This window comes from Collinsella sp. TF06-26 (assembly GCF_002232035.1).
GTDB lineage: Bacteria > Actinomycetota > Coriobacteriia > Coriobacteriales > Coriobacteriaceae > Collinsella.
On the sequence record NZ_NKXR01000011.1, the window covers coordinates 1 to 16,309 of the forward strand.

14 protein-coding genes and 1 tRNA gene are annotated in these 16,309 nt (G+C 61.3%); all 15 read right to left on the reverse strand.

Translation table 11 applies throughout. The annotated features are described in order from the left end of the window. Positions 1-110: 110 nt before the first annotated feature. The 15 genes from CHY22_RS06990 to CHY22_RS07060 all read right to left on the reverse strand — a co-directional run bounded on the left by CHY22_RS06990 (position 111) and on the right by CHY22_RS07060 (position 16,297). On the reverse strand, positions 111-1,136 hold the full coding sequence (locus CHY22_RS06990; RefSeq protein WP_089573229.1) for a beta-eliminating lyase-related protein: 1,026 nt from the start codon (positions 1,134-1,136) through the stop codon (positions 111-113). A gap of 45 nt (positions 1,137-1,181) precedes the next feature. Beyond that, the gene (locus CHY22_RS06995) at positions 1,182-2,045 is read right to left on the reverse strand and encodes a phosphatase PAP2 family protein (RefSeq protein ID WP_089573230.1); all 864 of its coding nucleotides are present in this window, start codon (positions 2,043-2,045) and stop codon (positions 1,182-1,184) included. A 155-nt stretch (positions 2,046-2,200) separates the two neighbouring features. After that, positions 2,201-5,833: a transcription-repair coupling factor gene (mfd, locus tag CHY22_RS07000; protein WP_089573231.1), complete on the reverse strand. Its 3,633-nt coding sequence runs from the start codon at positions 5,831-5,833 to the stop codon at positions 2,201-2,203. Between the two features lie 157 nt (positions 5,834-5,990). After that, complete coding sequence (nth, locus tag CHY22_RS07005; protein WP_089573232.1) at positions 5,991-6,656, reverse strand: endonuclease III; 666 nt, start codon at positions 6,654-6,656, stop codon at positions 5,991-5,993. 63 nt (positions 6,657-6,719) lie between these two features. Then, a complete protein-coding gene (locus CHY22_RS07010) occupies positions 6,720-8,522 on the reverse strand; it encodes an ABC transporter ATP-binding protein (RefSeq protein ID WP_089573233.1) in 1,803 nt (600 codons plus the stop codon). A 125-nt stretch (positions 8,523-8,647) separates the two neighbouring features. Continuing rightward, entirely contained in the window at positions 8,648-10,003 is a 1,356-nt protein-coding gene (gene rmuC, locus CHY22_RS07015; RefSeq protein WP_089573234.1) for a DNA recombination protein RmuC, read from the reverse strand. A gap of 51 nt (positions 10,004-10,054) precedes the next feature. Continuing rightward, complete coding sequence (locus tag CHY22_RS07020; protein WP_089573235.1) at positions 10,055-10,618, reverse strand: hypothetical protein; 564 nt, start codon at positions 10,616-10,618, stop codon at positions 10,055-10,057. Continuing rightward, entirely contained in the window at positions 10,615-11,145 is a 531-nt protein-coding gene (locus CHY22_RS07025) for a DUF6036 family nucleotidyltransferase (protein ID WP_089573236.1), read from the reverse strand. The genes CHY22_RS07020 and CHY22_RS07025 overlap by 4 nt, the downstream gene beginning before the upstream one ends. A 123-nt stretch (positions 11,146-11,268) precedes the next feature. Next, entirely contained in the window at positions 11,269-11,691 is a 423-nt protein-coding gene (locus CHY22_RS07030) for a hypothetical protein (protein ID WP_089573237.1), read from the reverse strand. A 449-nt stretch (positions 11,692-12,140) separates the two neighbouring features. Then, positions 12,141-12,680, reverse strand: a complete 540-nt coding sequence (rbr, locus tag CHY22_RS07035; protein ID WP_089573238.1) for a rubrerythrin — start codon at positions 12,678-12,680, stop codon at positions 12,141-12,143. 98 nt (positions 12,681-12,778) lie between these two features. Then, positions 12,779-13,684, reverse strand: coding sequence for an adenine glycosylase (locus CHY22_RS07040; RefSeq protein WP_089573239.1), 906 nt, complete (start codon positions 13,682-13,684; stop codon positions 12,779-12,781). A gap of 21 nt (positions 13,685-13,705) precedes the next feature. Continuing rightward, positions 13,706-14,191, reverse strand: coding sequence for an Rrf2 family transcriptional regulator (locus CHY22_RS07045; protein WP_089573240.1), 486 nt, complete (start codon positions 14,189-14,191; stop codon positions 13,706-13,708). A 343-nt stretch (positions 14,192-14,534) separates the two neighbouring features. After that, positions 14,535-14,612 (reverse strand) — tRNA-Asp (locus CHY22_RS07050). Positions 14,613-15,021: 409 nt separating this feature from the next. Continuing rightward, complete coding sequence (locus CHY22_RS07055) at positions 15,022-15,489, reverse strand: YfcE family phosphodiesterase (protein WP_089573241.1); 468 nt, start codon at positions 15,487-15,489, stop codon at positions 15,022-15,024. 91 nt (positions 15,490-15,580) lie between these two features. Beyond that, positions 15,581-16,297 (reverse strand): response regulator, encoded by a 717-nt coding sequence (locus CHY22_RS07060; RefSeq protein ID WP_089573242.1) that lies wholly within the window; start codon positions 16,295-16,297, stop codon positions 15,581-15,583. Positions 16,298-16,309 lie beyond the last annotated feature (12 nt).

A 16,309-nucleotide genomic window follows, 5' to 3' on the forward strand; every position in this document is an offset into this window, starting at 1 on the left:
AGCGGGTGGTTTAAAGCTGGCCGCTGCGCGGCCAGCAGACTAAAGTCTTGAAGCAAAGGCCGCCCTGCGCCAAGCTCAGGCGCAGGGCGGCCCCTTGTCATTACATCAGGCTACAGGACAGCCGCCAGCGCGTCGATGTCCTCCTGCGTCGTGGCCCAGCTGGTGCAAAAGCGCACCACCGTGTGGGTATCGTCGTACTTTTCCCAGTACTCGATCGCCGCATGCTCGCGAATGCGGGCCATGTCCTCGTTGGGCAGAATCACGAACTGCTGGTTTGTGGGCGTCTCCAAAAAGAACTGGTAGCCGCGCTCGTGCAGCACACGACGCAGCGCCTGGGCCGTCTGAATCGCCTGTCGACCAATCTCAAAATACAGGCCATCGGTAAAGAGCGCCTCAAACTGCACGCCCGTCAGGCGGCCCTTGGCCAACAGCGCGCCGTGCTGCTTAATACGCGGAATGGGATGCGCCGGAGCGTGCATGCCGCAGAACACCACAGCCTCGCCGCAAAGCGCGCCGCACTTGGTGCCGCCGATGTAGAACACGTCGCACAGCTGCGCCAGCTCGGGCAGGGTAATGTCGCACTCATCGGCCGCCAGTGCATAGGCCAGACGAGCACCGTCCACAAACAGCGGAATCTCGCGCTTCTGGCACACCGCGTGAATCGCCGCGAGCTCGGCCTTGGAGTACAGCGTGCCGTACTCGGTCGATAGGCTCACGTACACGGCGCCCGGGAACACCGTGTGCTCGTAGCTCTCGTTTTCGTAGAACACCTGGATATAGTTCTCGAGATCCTCGGCGTGCATCTTGCCCTCGTAGCCGGGGATGGTGAGCACCTTGTGGCCGCCAAACTCGATGGCGCCCGCCTCGTGGCAAGCGACATGGCCGGTCTCGGCGGCAACGACGCCCTCGTAGGGCGCGAGCAGCATGTCAATCACCGTCGCGTTGGCCTGCGTGCCGCCCACCAGCAAGAACACGTCGGCATCGGGGGCCTGACAGGCCTCGCGAATCAGCTGCTTGGCACGCTCGGTGTGCGCATCGGTACCGTAGCCGGGCTGCGGCTCCATGTTGGTATCGACGAGCGCCTGCAGCACTGCCGGATGAGCACCGTGGGAATAGTCGTTGTTGAACGCGAGCATGGCAATCCTCTCTAGCCGGGCATGGGCCCGATGATTTAAACGCCGCTATTGTACGCCGCCCGGATAGGCAATGCGTGCGGCAAGGCACTCAAGTGCCAACACCAGGGCAAAGCCGCAGCTCACGTCAGTCAAAAAGTGTGCACCGATCACGATGCGGCCAAAGGCGACGAGCGCCGCGACCACGGCAGCGACCCAAAAGACCACGCGGCGTCGCGACGGCTTTTCCTTAAAGGACGCCGCAGGAAGCCCGGCGAGCATAAGGCCGATCGCCGCGTGCGCCGTGTGTCCGCTCGCAAACGACTTAAAGCCGTCCTTGATTACGCCGGCCGCAATATAGCTCCACTTGTCGGGGTTGCCAATCACCCACCACGGCTGAAAATTGAGCCCCGGCGTGACCTCGATCACGCGCATGCGCGGGCGCGACCACAGCGGCTTGACAACCACGTTGAGGATGATGGCCTGAGCGACCCACACGGCCAGCACCATCAACGCCCAGCGTGTGAGCTCGTCGGGGTCGGTCGCGCGCGTGAGGCGATAGACGATAAGGTTGGCGACGATGACCAGCACAAACGTCAGCACCAACTGAGCCGCGATGAGTTTGCCGCCAACCCTCAGGGACGAAACGATCTCGTAGCCGGTCAGGCCCACGTTGACCAGAACGCCCAGCGCGGCAAGCCACTTGCTCGTCTTGGAATCGGGGCGTGCCGAACGCACGAGCATAACGCCCGCGACGCTCGCCGTCAGCTCAAACGGCAGCTCGCCAGCGGCCTCGATAAAGCGACCGTACATGCTGCCGATATTGAACAGCGCGCTCGAGATCTGATAATCGAAGAAACTGCCCACGCCCAGACAAAGGCACAGGACAACCGCGATCATGGCGACATCTTTCTTATAGATGTATCCGAACATGCTTTCCTTTCGATGGGGTGAAGGGTCGACCCGCAACGTGGTGGGACAAAGTTATCAGTAGTTTTTCTCCCAGGGTCGCTTGCGTTGACAGGCTCGATGCGACTATCGCACCTGGGACAAAAACTACTGATAACTTTGTCCCACCGACTTACTTGTTAGTCGTCGTCACTGGCACCCAATTGCTGCAGCAGCATGAGCGCCGCGGCCACGGGGCCGGTGCCGTCGTTGGCGTCGAGGCCGCGACCCAGGCCGCTGCCCGCGCCGGCGCCCGCCTTGTAGGGCACCGACAGCTTGCGGCTCTTGGGGAAGTTCACCGCGCCATAGCGATTCTTGAACTCAAAGGCTACCTTCTTGGGAACGTCAACCCCCAGGAAGGTAATGCGCCCACCGCTGAGCGTGACGCTCTCGAGCCCCAGGCGCTCGCCGCGAATGCGGATGCGCGCGCGGTTGAACAGGTTGAGTCCCGCCAATGGCAGCTCACCATGCGCAGCCTCGGTCTCCTCCTGCACCTCGTCGACACTCTCCAGGTCCTCAGCCGCCGCGAGCTTGCGGTACACGAGCACGCGCTGGTCCACCGCCGGCATGTACTCCTCGGACAAGAAGTAGTCGGCCGGCAGGTTGATGCCCACGCTCGCCGCCTCCACGCCGGCATCGTCATCGCCGCGCGCCTCGGCCACGGCCTGTCCCAGCATCTGCGTAAACAGGTCGAAGCCCACGCTCGACAGGTTACCGTGCTGTTCGGCACCCATAAGCGAACCGGCGCCGCGGATCTCCAGGTCGCGCATGGCGATGCGCATGCCGCTGCCCAGGTCCTGGAACTCGGAAAGCGCGGTCAGGCGTGCCGTGGCCTCCTCGGTAAGCGGCAGCTCGCCGGGGAACATAAAGTACGCGTATGCCTGCGTGGCTGAGCGGCCCACGCGGCCCTTGAGCTGGTAGAGCTGTGCCAGGCCCAGGCGCTGCGAGTCCTCGATGATGAGCGTGTTGGCCGTTGCGTTGTCGATACCGCTCTCCACGATGGTCGTGGCGATGAGCACGTCAATCTTCTTGGTCGCGAACTCGATCATCACGTCCTCGACCTCGCGCGGGCTCATCTTGCCGTGTGCCACACCCACGCGCGCCTCGGGCGCGGCCTCGTGCACGCGCGCCACGGCATCGTCGATGGTCTTGACGCGGTTGGACACGTAATACACCTGGCCACCGCGGCCCACTTCCAGACGGATCGCCGCGCTCACCACGTCGGGATCGTACTCTCCCACGTGCACGATCACGGGGCGGCGCCCGGTCGGCGGCGTGGTGATCAGGCTCATGTCGCGCACGCCGCTCGTGGCCATCTGCATGGTTCGCGGAATCGGCGTTGCCGAAAGCGTGAGCACGTCAATCTGCTCGCGCAGGTTCTTGAGCTGCTCCTTGTGCTGCACACCAAAGCGCTGCTCTTCGTCGATGATCACCATGCCCAGGTTCTTGGGGTTCACGTCGGCAGAAAGCAGGCGGTGCGTGCCGATCAGCACGTCGATCGTGCCCTCGGCAAACGCCTTGAGCGCGCGCTTTTGCTGCGCCGGGGTGCGGAAGCGGCTGAGCACCTCGACCTCCAGGCCAAACGGGGAAAAGCGCTCAAAGAATGTCTCGTAGTGCTGTTGGGCCAGAATGGTCGTGGGGCAGAGCACCATGACCTGGCGGCCGGAGTCCACGCACTTAAAGGCTGCGCGCAGGGCGACCTCGGTCTTGCCGAAACCCACGTCGCCGCACAGCAGGCGGTCCATGGGCTTGGGTGCCTCCATGTCGGCCTTTATGTCGGCGATAGCCTCCAGCTGGTCGCGCGTCTCGTCGTAGGGGAAGCTCTCCTCCATCTCGATCTGTTCGGGCGTATCGGGCGGACAGGCGATACCGGTAATCGAAGAGCGGCGCGTATACAGGTCGACCAGGTCAAACGCCAGCTTTTTGGCGTTCTTGCGCGCCTTGTTGGTGGCACGCGTCCAGTCGGCGGTGTTGAGCCTGGTCAGGCGCGGCTTGTCGCCGTCGGGACCGACATAGCGCGTGATGCGGTCGACCTGCTCCAGCGGCACATAGAGTTTGTCGCCGTCGGCGTATTCCAGCAAGAAGTAGTCGCGCTCCTTGCCGCCCACTTCCTGGCGCGCGATCTCGCTAAAGAGCGCGATGCCGTGGGTGGCATGCACGACGTAGTCGCCCGGCTTAAACGGGAAGGTGATCTGCGTAATGTCCACCTTGCGACGGCTGCGGGCGCGGTTGGCGTCCATGCGGGCGTTGAGGTCGGCGATCGAGAACACGGCCAAATTGGCATCGGGCACCACCACGCCCTGCGGCAGGGCAGCGTCCACAAAGGTCACGCGCCCGCGCGAGATGGTGGGCACGGCGGCGCCGGCGGCAGCCTGCGCGGCGCCCGCCTCGAGCGAGCGGGCGTTGAGCGCATCGGCCTTACGCTCGCGAATGGAAGCATGGGCCTCCTGGCGTGCGGCACGGTCGGCGGAATCCGCTGCTGCCACGCGCACGCGCTCGCCGATAGCGCCGGCATTTTCGGGGGCGGCCGTCAGCGACTCCTCAAAGGTAACGCCCTCGTCGCCAAAGGTGAGCTCCATCGACTCGCGCGCACCGCGGTCGGGGATGGCAAACACGCAGGCATAGCGCTTGCCCACGACCTCCTGGATGCGCGTCATAAAACGGTTGTCCGAGCCTGCGATGGCAGGCTGCTCAATCTTGAGCTCAGCCGTCACCGCACCGCCGGCACGGATGAGGCTCACATAGTTCAGGCGTTGCTGGGAGCCAAAGTCGAGTTGCTGGGCACGCACGTACAGGCCGTCCAGACGGTCGACCCCCGCCTCGCCGGCACGCGCCTCGATATCCTCGTAGGCGCGCAGGCAATCGTCGAACAGCGAGCGCGGCTCGGACAGCACCACGAGCGCCTTGCCGATCACATGCGACAGCGGGCTCACGGTCTGGCCGTACATCACCGGCAAAAAGCGGTCGAGCTCGGGCGTGACGATGCGCGCATCCACCATCTCGAGCAGCGCCGCCAGCTTGCTATCGCTCTGGCTGGCGCGATAGAGCGCCACATGCATGTTATGGACCGCCTCGTCGGTGAGCGCCAACTCGCGGCACGGGAAGATCTCGATACTGTCCTCGTTGCCGATGGTCTGACCCGTTGAACTCACCATACGGCGGATGCGGTCAATCTCGTCGCCGAAAAACTCAATGCGCACGGGCGCCTTTTCCTGCGCGGGAAATACCTCGACGGTGTCGCCATGCACGCGGAACAGGCCGGGCGCGTCGGCGGCGCCGGCATTGGTGTAGCCCATGCCCACCAGGCGCTGCGGTACCTCGTCAAAAGGAATCTCCTCACCCACCGCAAAAGTAGTGGACTCCCAGTAGCGGCTCTCGACCGGCGGCACGCAGCGCAGCAGTGCACGGGCCGAGGCGACCATGATGCAGTTGTCCCCGCGCGCGATGCGCCCGAGTGCCTCGCAGCGTTGGGCCACTACGGCGTCATCGGGCGCCTGCTCGCGCCAAGGGTAGTCCTTGCGCTCGGGAAAGCGGCACACGCGCGCCAGGCCCACATAGGCGGCCAGACTGCGTGCGGCGCGGTCGGCGGCATCCTCGCCACTCACGATGTAGACCGTGGGGCGCGGACGACGCGCAAACTGGGCGGCCGCCATGAGCGTTCGGCCCGACTGAGACACGGCCAGCGTCACGTCCTCGCCAGCATCGAGCCCGGCCTCGACGGTCTGCAGCGCCTCGGCAGTGTAGAGCTGCGCGGCTATACGGTGAATGAGCATGCTGTTCCTCCGGCATTGCAACGCCAAAAGCCCGCCGAGGCAAGCTCGGCGGGTCGTTCGTCAAATTCGTTGCCTGTCATGGTAACGCATGGAGAGAACTCCAGCCCAAGCGTACGCCCAGCCCCGCAAAAAACGCCAGACGAAGATGCGTTCCGCCCTACCCCGTCACACGCACGCTGGGGCACAAATCTGCCAGCGGACACTCGTCGCACTTGGGCTTACGGGCATCGCAAATCTCGCGACCAAAGGTGATCCATTGGTGGTTGACCGACTCCCAATACTCGTGTGGCAAAATCTTGAGCAGATCTTGCTCGGTCTTGAGCGGCTCCTTGGCATGCGTCTTGGGGCTCAGCATCAGGCGGTGCGCGATGCGGTTGACGTGCGTATCCACCGCGATGCCTTCCACGATGCCAAACCCAACGTTGAGCACGATGTTCGCCGTCTTGCGTCCCACGCCCGGCAGCTTTACAAGCTCCTTCATGTCGGCCGGTACCTCGCCGCCGTAGTCGGCAACGATCATCTGCGCGGCCTCCACGGCATGCTTGGCCTTACTCTTATAAAAGCCGAGTGACTTAATGGTGTCCGCCACGTCGGTCACACTTGCCCCCGCCATGGCCTCGGGCGTGGGCCACTGGGCAAACAGTTGGGGCGTCACCTTGTTGACCTGCGCGTCGGTCGTCTGAGCCGAGAGCAGTACCGCGATGAGCAGCCTAAAGGGATTCTCGTGGTCCAAAAAGCACTCGACCGGTCCATAGCGGCGGTTGAGGCGCTCGCACACCTCAACGGCGCGTTCGCGTTTGGCGGCATTGGTCTCGCGTGGCATAACGACTCCTCGGCTCAGCGGCACAACAAAACTACGGGCACGATTGTCCCACGTATGGGGTCGTTACGCCTCCAAAAATGCGCCGGTCTGACGGCTCCACAGGCTTGCGTATTCGCCGCCCGCCTCGACGAGCTGCGCATGCGTGCCATCCTCGACGATCTCGCCATCCGCCAGCACCACGATGCGGTCGAGCGAGGCCACGGTGGACAGGCGATGCGCCACCACAATGGAGGTGCGGCCGCGCATCAGGTTCTCGAGCGCCTCCTGCACCAGCGCCTCAGACTCGCTATCGAGGGCAGACGTCGCCTCGTCGAGCACCAGAATCGGTGCGTCGGTGAGGATGGCACGGGCGATGGCCACACGCTGGCGCTGGCCGCCCGAAAGCTTGACGCCGCGCTCGCCCACCATGGTGTCGAAGCCACGGGGCAGGCGGTCGATGAACTCCAGGGCATTGGCCAGGCGTGCGGCCTCGCGGATCTGCTCGTCGGTGGCATCGGGGCGGCCGTAGGCGATATTCTCGCGAATGGAGCGGTGGAACAGCAGCGCCTCCTGCGGCACGTAGGCAACCTGGCGGCGCAGGCTCTGCTGCGTGCAGCGCGAGACGTCCTGACCGTCCACGAGCACGCGGCCGCCCTGCACGTCGTCCAGGCGCAGCAACAGCTTGGTGAGCGTCGTCTTGCCCGAGCCCGATTTGCCCACCAGGCCCACGCGCTGGCCCGCCGCCACATGGAGCGTCAGGTCGTCGAACACGCTCTCGCCCGCCGCGGCATCACGGTATGCAAAGCTCAGGTGCTCAAAATCAATCGCGCCCTCGCGCACCTTGAGCTCGGGGGCGTTCTCGTCGTCTGCCACCAGACGCGGCTCGTCCAGCACGCGCGTCATCTCGGCCGCATCGCCCAGCGCGCGGTTGATGCGCTGCATCATGGAGCTCACGTAGTTCAGACGCATGGTGAGGTTATACGTGTAGGTAAAGATCATGACGAGCGAGCCGGCCGAGATGCCAAACCACGCGTTGCCGCCCGCCACGAACACACTCACCACGGCCATGGTGATGACGATAAGGCCCGAGGTCGTAAAGTTGCGCTGCATCATGGCGTGCATCGAGACCGTCTCAGCGTCGCGCGCGGCACGATCGGCGGTGTCGAACAGATCGCGTTCAAAGTCCTCTCGCCCGCAGGTCTTGACGGCCAAGATGTTCGTGACCGCGTCGGACAGCACACCCGAGAGCTTATTCTGCGCGGCGGACGTCGCGGCCGAAAGTGGCATGATGCGCTTGTACATAAGCCAGACAAACGCAATGTAGACGACCATGATGCCCACCAGGATCACGGTAAATGTGGGCACCACCGGAGCGAGTGCGGCCACGGTGCAGATGACCGAGGTGATGGTGGGGATGAGCGAATACACCGTCACGTCGACCAAGCCCGTATAGCCGCTCATAAAACGGCTCGTCTGGCTGACGAGCGACCCGCCAAAGCGGCTGGTGTGAAATGTCATGGATTGATTGGAAAGCGTGTCAAAGCACAGGCGCGCCAGGTGGTAGTTGCCCGCAATCTCGAGCTTGTAGACGGTGTAGTCCTGCAGCTTGGAGAGGATTTGACCCACCAGGTTAACGAGCACGAGCGCCAGAATGTAAGGGCCAAAGACCTCGAATACTTGATCGCCTGCCACGGGGCCGGCCTGAACGCGGTCGACGATGAGGGCCATCACGTAGGTGTTGGCAAACGTGAGCAAAAAGATGTAGCCCGCCGACGAGAACACCGAGAGAAAGACGATCAGCGGCTGCGTGCGCGTGACATCCCAAAAACGCTGCAGCGTGCGGCGCACGGTTGAGCGTTTGAGCGGGCTGGTGCTTCTCTGAGACATGGGCTTCCTTTCGCGTCTGATAGGGCGAAAGGCCATTGTTGCACATTAAAGTGCGCTTTAGGCAAGTGCAATGCGAAAAGCGCCCGCGCCCCGCGTTTACGCCGGCGCGCCGCCGTCCGTTGCGGCTAGTCCTCGTCTTCCTGGCCCGCAAGTAACCCTGCGGACTCCAAGCCCAAAATCTCGTCGGCCTCCCGCACGTCTTCCAGCGCGTCGATATCCTTAAGCTTGCGCTCCATAACATTGGTGCGCGTGGTGATGATGCCCTCGACCGTTTTGCCCGCGGTCTCGATCTGCTGTTGGGCGCGACGCAGTGCTGCCTGGTAACGTGGCAGCTCGGCCTTGACGGCGGAAAGTACGCGCAGCACGTCATCGGTGCGTTTTTGCAACTTAAACGTCTGGTAGCTCATCTGCAGGCTGTTGAGGATGGCGGCCATGGTGCTGGGGCCGGCAACGTTGACGTGATAGTCGCGGCCCAGGGTCTCGATAAGCCCGGGACGGCTGACGACCTCGGCATACAAGCCCTCAAACGGCACGAACAGAATGCCAAAGTTGGTCGTCGCGGGCACGCTCAGGTACTTTTCGCAGATGTCCTTGGCCTCGCGTTTGACCATCGCATCGAGCGTCTTGCGCGCAGCGGCGACGGCCTCCGCGTCGCCCGACTCCTGGGCGTCGAGCAGATGCTCGTACGCGTCGCCCGGGAATTTGGAGTCGATCGGCAGCAGCACGGGATCGCCCTCGTCTACCGGCAGCTTGACGGCAAACTCAACACGCTCTGAGGCGCCAGGCTTGGTGGCCACGTTTTCCAGATACTGGTCGGGCGTAAGGATGTCCGCCAAGATCGCGCCCAGCTGCACCTCGCCCAAAATGCCACGCGCCTTCACATTGCCCAGCACGCGCTTAAGGTCGCCCACGCCGGTGGCGATAGATTGCATATCGCCCAGGCCCTTGTACACGGCCTCGAGTTGGTCGCTCACCTGCTTAAACGATGCAGACAGGCGATCGTTGAGCGTGCGGGAGAGCTTCTCGTCCACCGTTGCGCGCATCTGATCGAGCTGCACGTTGTTGTCCTTGCGAATGGCGCCCAGCTGGGCATCGACCGTCTCGCGCACCTTGTCCAGGCGATGCTCGATGCCTTCGCGGTTGGCGCCAAGCTGTTGGGCCGTCTCGCGGCGCAGGTCGTCCATGCGGTCGCCGGCCTGCGAGAACTCACGCGCGATGGTCAGGTAGCGTTGCTGCTCCACGGCCGCATCGGTCGCCTGCTGCTGCGCGATGGCGTTTGCCGTGCGGCGGGTTTCGGCAAGCGCGACGTTGAGGGCATCGAGCGTGCTGTTGGCCTGCTCGAGCGCCGCGAGCGTCTCCGCTTCGTTGCCGCCACGCTCTCGCAACTCGGCACGAAGGCCTTTAAGCTGCAGGGCGCAAACCACAGCAACTCCCACCGCCACTAAGGCGATCACAACAAGCGCAATATCAATAGCAGACATAGACTCCGCCCAACAAACCCAATCGATTATCAATCAAAACCGCGATCAATCTTACCCCGCCACACGCACCGGGCGCCCAGCCTCTTCTTGGGCGCTTCTCTCCTCCGCATATTCCATAATGCGGCGCGCTGTCTTCCTGCTCACTTTTGAGTCATCGCCGGCCAAGTATGCGTATACGTTTCCCTTATTCAGATTCAAATCGCGGCAGAGACCGTAGCGCGTTACGCCCGATTCCCCTAGCGCCCCCAATGTTCTTTTTCGCATCAGGGCGTTGATCCTTCTGTCCGCCACTGGCTTTTCCTTCACCGCTCTATACGCACGCCAAACGTTGGCATAACGGTTAGGGAGCTCACTTTTGGCGCATAGAGACGCCATGCCACCCGCTTGATCGTACAAGGACAAAACGCTTCGGTAATCCTCTTCCATCCACGAGCCCTCGGATAAACCCAGAACGTATTCGGCTTTTCCTTGCGCCAAAGCGAGCAAAAACAGAGGCTCCGCCACGCGCGGCGCAACCGTCGTCGCCTGCTCAACCAGTTTTCTAAAACTCAGCGACTGCTGTCCGGATAGCTCCCGGCAATAGCCTTTCAAAAATCCCTCAAAAGTCAGATTCAACCGAGCACCTCCTTTTTGTATTGCCTGTATGCGCAGACCATCTCTTGATAACTCCGCTCCGAAGGCGACGACGCCAGCGCCTCTCCATCGTCGAATATAAGCCGCTCGAGCAGATCCCAATCAAGTCGGTCGATAAATGTTCGACTATGGAGGTCGATGATGTCGTTCGGACGATAGGCATAGAGCTTCATCACCGCCAGATCCTCCAAAGATGGCGTAAAGTACCTGATAAAATGCGCCCCAATCTCCAATGGGATCAGGCGATCTTCGTAATTGAATGGCATCTGGTTGCAATATGCCACTGCCATACCATTCACCTCGGGGTATCGAGCTATGATCTCGCGGAGGCACCTGTCTGCCTCAAACACATCAATGTCATGTGTAACCGCCCGATTCGTCACGTCGTTTAGCATGAAGGCGCTTCCTCCCACCAATACAACGCTCGGCCTATCGTCTCTTGGACCTATTTCCAGCTCCGCCTCTTCGTCAATATCCAAAAGAGTCTGCTCTAAATCCTGCTTATACATAGCAAATCCTAATATTATTCATCTTCAATAATACTATTCAGTTGCACGACAGGACCCACAGGATGCAAGGATTCCACTCGTGGCGATAATCCCTACACCCTAGAAGTCCTAATGCGACAAACGCTAGCTCTCCCAGCCGGCGCGGATAGTTGTTATGACATCACCTAGGCGCTGGCCCAGTGCCGCTAAATGCTGGAGCACCTCATTGGGCGAGGCACCGTTGAGAATGCACGTGAGGGCATACGACACCAGAAAGATGGCCGCAAGCCCCAGCGGGATGAGCACGATCATCGCCAGTGTACGCAGGCACTGGCCCACGCGGCGGCGACGCGTACGGCGTTTGTCGAACGCAAGCTCCTGCGCATACGAATCTTGTTGTACGGAATAGTTCTCTGGCACCGATCCACCCGCAAGCGAAACCGCGGGCGCGGCATTTTGCGCAGGAGGCTGGACGGCCGCCCCTTGCATTTGCATCTCCATAAGCCGTTGCTGTTGGCGCAACATGCGCTCGGCTTGTTGCTGCGGGGTCTCAAGAAACAGATCCATGCTGGCCTCCAAAATCGGAGCATTCGACGCTTGCGCCCAGCATCCCGCACCGCCAAGGCCACGGCAACGCAATCCGTAGCAATAGCTGCAAAGTTTCTTGCTGACAAAAGCTGTCGAAAACCTCAACAACTCCCCTACCAGCACTTTCTTTGAGCTTTTTCGCCAGCAATCTTTTGGCCCTCCGCCCTTACGCCAACTGACCAAAATCTAACCAAAAGCTTGACGGAAATTGTGAAGACATGGACCCCAAACAAAACGTGCCGCCCCATAAGGGGCAGCACGCAAACTTCTTATCTGCTTTTCTGCAGTGAGCACGCGACGACTCGAAGCCGGAGCGCAGGGCGGGAGGCCGGATTGCCTTCCCTCAACGCGACCCTGCGGAGCCGTGAGCGGGGAGGGAAGGCAATCCGGCCTCCCGCCCTGCGCTCCGCAGCAGCCAGCGCCAAGCGCTAGTAGTTCACCACCTGCTCCTCAAAGTACGCCTTGGGGTGGTTACAAACCGGGCACACCTCGGGCGCCTCGGCACCCACATGCAGGTGCCCGCAGTTCAGGCACTTCCACACCTTTACGCCCTCGCGCTCAAACACCTCGCCCGACTCAATGCGCTCGACGAGCTTGTTGTAGCGCTCCTCGTGAGCCTTCTCGACGGCACCGACGCCACGGAACTTTGCAGCAATCTCGGCAAAGCCCTCTTCCTCGGCGGTCTTGGCAAACTCGTCGTACATCGTGGTCCACTCGTAGTTCTCGCCCGCAGCGGCATCACGCAAGTTGTCCAGGGTGTCGGGAACGGCGCCGTCGTGCAGATACTTAAACCACAGCTTGGCGTGCTCGGACTCGTTGCCCGCGGTCTCGGCAAAGATATTCGAGATCTGCACGTAGCCATCCTTCTTGGCCTTAGATGCGTAGTAGCGATACTTGGTGTGCGCCTGGGACTCACCGGCAAAAGCGGTCTCGAGGTTCTTCTTGGTCTGAGAGTTCTCAAAATCCATAGGTGTACTTCCCTTCAACACATGCCGCCCGTAGGCTTCGAGCGGCCTTATTTTATGGTACCCCCTGCCGAAAATCTAAACCTTATAATTTGAGCGCGCTATACGCTCAGCCAACGATCGCCCTCGGAGCGGCAAAAACCCTCGCGCTCCAAATCGGCCAGAATGCTTGCGACTAGCTCGCGCTCGACCGGCTCTCGGCCAGCTGCCGCCTCCATCTCGTTAACGCCTGCAACGGCCTCATCGAGCGTAATACCCGCCGGCTGCCCATCGCGCGCTGCCAGCAGCATGCGCACGATGTGGGCACGCTTTTGACGACGCGAACCCTCAAACTTGGACTGGCGACTATAGCCCGCCGATCGCCTAGACGGATTGGGCAACGTCTTCTTAAGATACGCACCATAATCCAGCAGCGCGTAATACCACGCGCGCGGCGTGTCGGCATCATCGAGCGGCACGGCAAAGGGAGCAATCTCATCCGCCGTCGCGCCGGGAGCCGCCGGACAGGCGGCCTGAATCAGCGGCACCAGCTCGCGATCAGGAACGGCCGGCACATCGGGAAAGAAATGATGCAGAAAGACCGTGCGCACGTTGGTCTCCAGATACACACCCGGTAGATCGAACGCGAACGACCGGATGCCCTGCGCCGTCGCCGGGCCAATACCGGGCAGGGCGACCAGGTCGCGCGTCTCACGTGGAAACTTCCCGTCCCAGTCCTCTACAACGCGCTGAGCGGCCTTGTGGAGCGCCAGGGCGCGTCGGTTGTAGCCCATCCCCTGCCAAGCGTCCAAAACATCGGAAGGCGCGGCCTGGGCAAGCGCCTGCACGGTTGGAAAGCGATCGAGCCACGCGGGCATACGCGTCTCCACACGCGGCACCTGCGTTTGCTGCAGCATAACCTCGGAAAGCCAAATAATGTACGGGTCGCGCGTACGGCGCCACGGAAGGTCGCGATAACGCAGGACCCCTTCCGAACGAATCATCGAACGAAAGGGGTCCTGAATCATGGCTATGCTCCTTATGCGGCGCTATTCCTCCCGGCAAGCATACGCGCAGGCGGCGTACTCGGGAAACGCATCGCGATCGGCGAACTTGGGATCGACGGCCGGGAACTGGCGATGGGCGACGATATCGCCGAGCGAAACGGAATCGAGATAGTCGCGCATCAGTGCCTGGGCTCCGGCCCACAGGGGATGATAGCAGCACGTGCCCATACGCGCACAGTCGCCATCGGGCGCGGTGCAGTCGTTCATAACCATGGGGCCCTGAACGGCCTCTACAACCTGACGGATCGTGACATCGTCGGGGCTCACCTTAAGGCGCATGCCGCCATGAACACCACGCAGGCTCTCCACAATGCCGGCCTGAACCAAACCGTGTTGGATCGAACGGGCAAACGAATACGGGACATTGACCTCTTCGGCGGCAGTGCGAACAGAAAGCAGACGCTCCGGGTCCTCGGCAAGCATCGCGAGCATGCGAAGGGCGTAATCAGTCTTCCTCGATATGTCCATTTTTCCCCTTTCAAGGAATAGGAACAGCTCGAACGAGCTCCGGGGCCGAGCTTACGTCGAGACGTCAATGACCGTATGGACGCCCAAATAGCAAAACGGGTGCCCACTGAATGCCGTGTTTGAAGCCTCTTGCATCAAAAACGGCCCACAGTGCAATTCAGTATAACCTAACCCCCTGCTTCGTTGAACTGGTGTTGCGCAACAAACGCCTTGTTTGAACACATGTCTCAAACGGAACTTGTCCGGGAATTGGAAGGATTTGCTTCTGGGCGAAAGGAGCCGATGGGATCGAGGTCCTATCAAACGCAAAAAGCCACGTCCGAAGACGTGGCTTTAATTGCGTTGGCGGGAAGTACGGGGCTCGAACCCGCGACCTCCGACGTGACAGGCCGGCGCTCTAACCAAACTGAGCTAACTCCCCAGGCAGTCGTTCGCGTTTGTTTCCGCTCGCGTGCGCTGCGGGGATTAGTATACACAGAAGTCTGTCCGGCGCGCAACAACTTTTTTGAAAAAATTTTTGGAGCCATCCGGGAGGGTCTCCGGGGCTGGGGGCGTGGGTTAAGTTTGCTGCTCTACAGTCCTGCGCAAGACGGAAAGCACATTAAGTGCTTTCCTTTGCGTGCGGAACTCGCGACAAACTTAACCCCCGCTCCCAGCCCCGGAGACCCTCCCTGCCGTCACTTTGTTCGAGTCGTTGTTGTTCCTCGCCGCTTCCGCGGCTCGAGGTCCCCGTTCTCCTCGGCGGGGTTGTCTAAGGTTGTCGCTGAAGCTCTACCTTTGGCTCAAAGAAAAACGGGAGATGCAATCTGCATCCCCCGTTTTTGTTGCGTTTACTCTAGGTCAATAAACTTGGTGCTCAGGATCTTGCCGTCTTTTACGAGCATTCTGGCCATGGTGGGGCCTCGGCTGCCTCTGGGGTAGCTGGCACTACCCGGGTTGAGAACCAGGCAGCGGCCTACTTGGGCTTCTTTGGTTACGTGGGTATGACCGTTGATGGCTACGTCTACGGATCCCACGGGCAGGTCTTCACGGTAGTGGGCTACGGCGAATTTGAGGCCTTCGTAGGTAAAGAGGGCCAGACGGTCTACATCCGGGCCGTAGTCGCGGTAGTAGTCGTTGTTGCCTAGGACCGCTCGCACGGGGGCGATGGCGCATAGATGCTCGTAATCCATCTCTGACGTGAGGTCTCCGGCGTGGATGATCAGATCTGCGCCCTTGAGCTCGTCCAGAAGCGCGGGCGAAAGATAGCCGTGGGTGTCCGAGATGATGTCGATGCGCTTGGCGCTTGCACTGTTCATGGGATCCCTTCTGCAAAACCGATTCGACGTATATACAAAAAGCCCCACGGCTCCGCAGACAATTGGTCTACAGGGCTGCGGGGCCAGTGTGCTAGAGGCTCAGGACCTTCTTGAGCGGCACAACGCGACGGCGCGAGACCGGCACGCGTTCGTCGACGCCCGTAATGCCCAGCTGGATAGCACCCGAGGGCACCGTCTCGACATCTGTGACGCACGCCAAGTTGACGATATAGCGGCGATGAACGCGAAAGAAGCCAAAGTCGCAAAGCTTGGCCTCGAACTGCGCAAGCGAAGTCGTCGATAGAAAACGATCATCGACGGTATAGATACAGGAGTAATCGTCCTTGGCCATGATGAAGCGAATGTCATCCACGGGAATGAGGACCTTACGGCCGCCCTTTTCCACCGGAATGCGCTCGATGGTGGCCTTGCTGTCCGTGACGGGCTTGGCGCGCTGCATGACCTTCTCGATCGCGCGATCCAGGCGTGCCTCCTCAACCGGTTTCATTAGATAATCGACAGCATCTACGTCGAACGCCTCGACGGCATGATCGCTATACGCGGTCACAAACACAATCGCCGGCGGATTCTTAAGCTTATGCAGTGCCTCGGCAAGCTGCAGACCAGAAGCGCCGGGCATCGAGATATCGAGAAATACGACATCGACGCGGCTTTCCATCAGCATCTCAATGGCGGAGCGGACGCTCGACGCCTCAGTGATCGTGCCGATCTTGCCCGTCTGCTCGAGCAAGAAGCGAAGTTCCGAACGGGCCGGGGCCTCATCATCCACAATCATCGCACGCAGCATAGGGATTAAACC

Excerpts from the sequence above, each read along its gene's own strand:
- CHY22_RS06995 (WP_089573230.1), bottom strand. The coding sequence starts at position 2,045 with ATGTTCGGATACATCTATAAGAAAGATGTCGCCATGATCGCGGTTGTC.
- CHY22_RS07025 (WP_089573236.1), bottom strand. The coding sequence starts at position 11,145 with ATGTATAAGCAGGATTTAGAGCAGACTCTTTTGGATATTGACGAAGAG.
- CHY22_RS07045 (WP_089573240.1), bottom strand. The coding sequence starts at position 14,191 with ATGGACATATCGAGGAAGACTGATTACGCCCTTCGCATGCTCGCGATG.
- CHY22_RS07030 (WP_089573237.1), bottom strand. The coding sequence starts at position 11,691 with ATGGATCTGTTTCTTGAGACCCCGCAGCAACAAGCCGAGCGCATGTTG.
- CHY22_RS07010 (WP_089573233.1), bottom strand. The coding sequence starts at position 8,522 with ATGTCTCAGAGAAGCACCAGCCCGCTCAAACGCTCAACCGTGCGCCGC.
- rbr (WP_089573238.1), bottom strand. The coding sequence starts at position 12,680 with ATGGATTTTGAGAACTCTCAGACCAAGAAGAACCTCGAGACCGCTTTT.
- CHY22_RS06990 (WP_089573229.1), bottom strand. The coding sequence starts at position 1,136 with ATGCTCGCGTTCAACAACGACTATTCCCACGGTGCTCATCCGGCAGTG.
- CHY22_RS07060 (WP_089573242.1), bottom strand. The coding sequence starts at position 16,297 with ATGCTGCGTGCGATGATTGTGGATGATGAGGCCCCGGCCCGTTCGGAA.
- rmuC (WP_089573234.1), bottom strand. The coding sequence starts at position 10,003 with ATGTCTGCTATTGATATTGCGCTTGTTGTGATCGCCTTAGTGGCGGTG.
- CHY22_RS07055 (WP_089573241.1), bottom strand. The coding sequence starts at position 15,489 with ATGAACAGTGCAAGCGCCAAGCGCATCGACATCATCTCGGACACCCAC.
- CHY22_RS07040 (WP_089573239.1), bottom strand. The coding sequence starts at position 13,684 with ATGATTCAGGACCCCTTTCGTTCGATGATTCGTTCGGAAGGGGTCCTG.
- nth (WP_089573232.1), bottom strand. The coding sequence starts at position 6,656 with ATGCCACGCGAGACCAATGCCGCCAAACGCGAACGCGCCGTTGAGGTG.
- mfd (WP_089573231.1), bottom strand. The coding sequence starts at position 5,833 with ATGCTCATTCACCGTATAGCCGCGCAGCTCTACACTGCCGAGGCGCTG.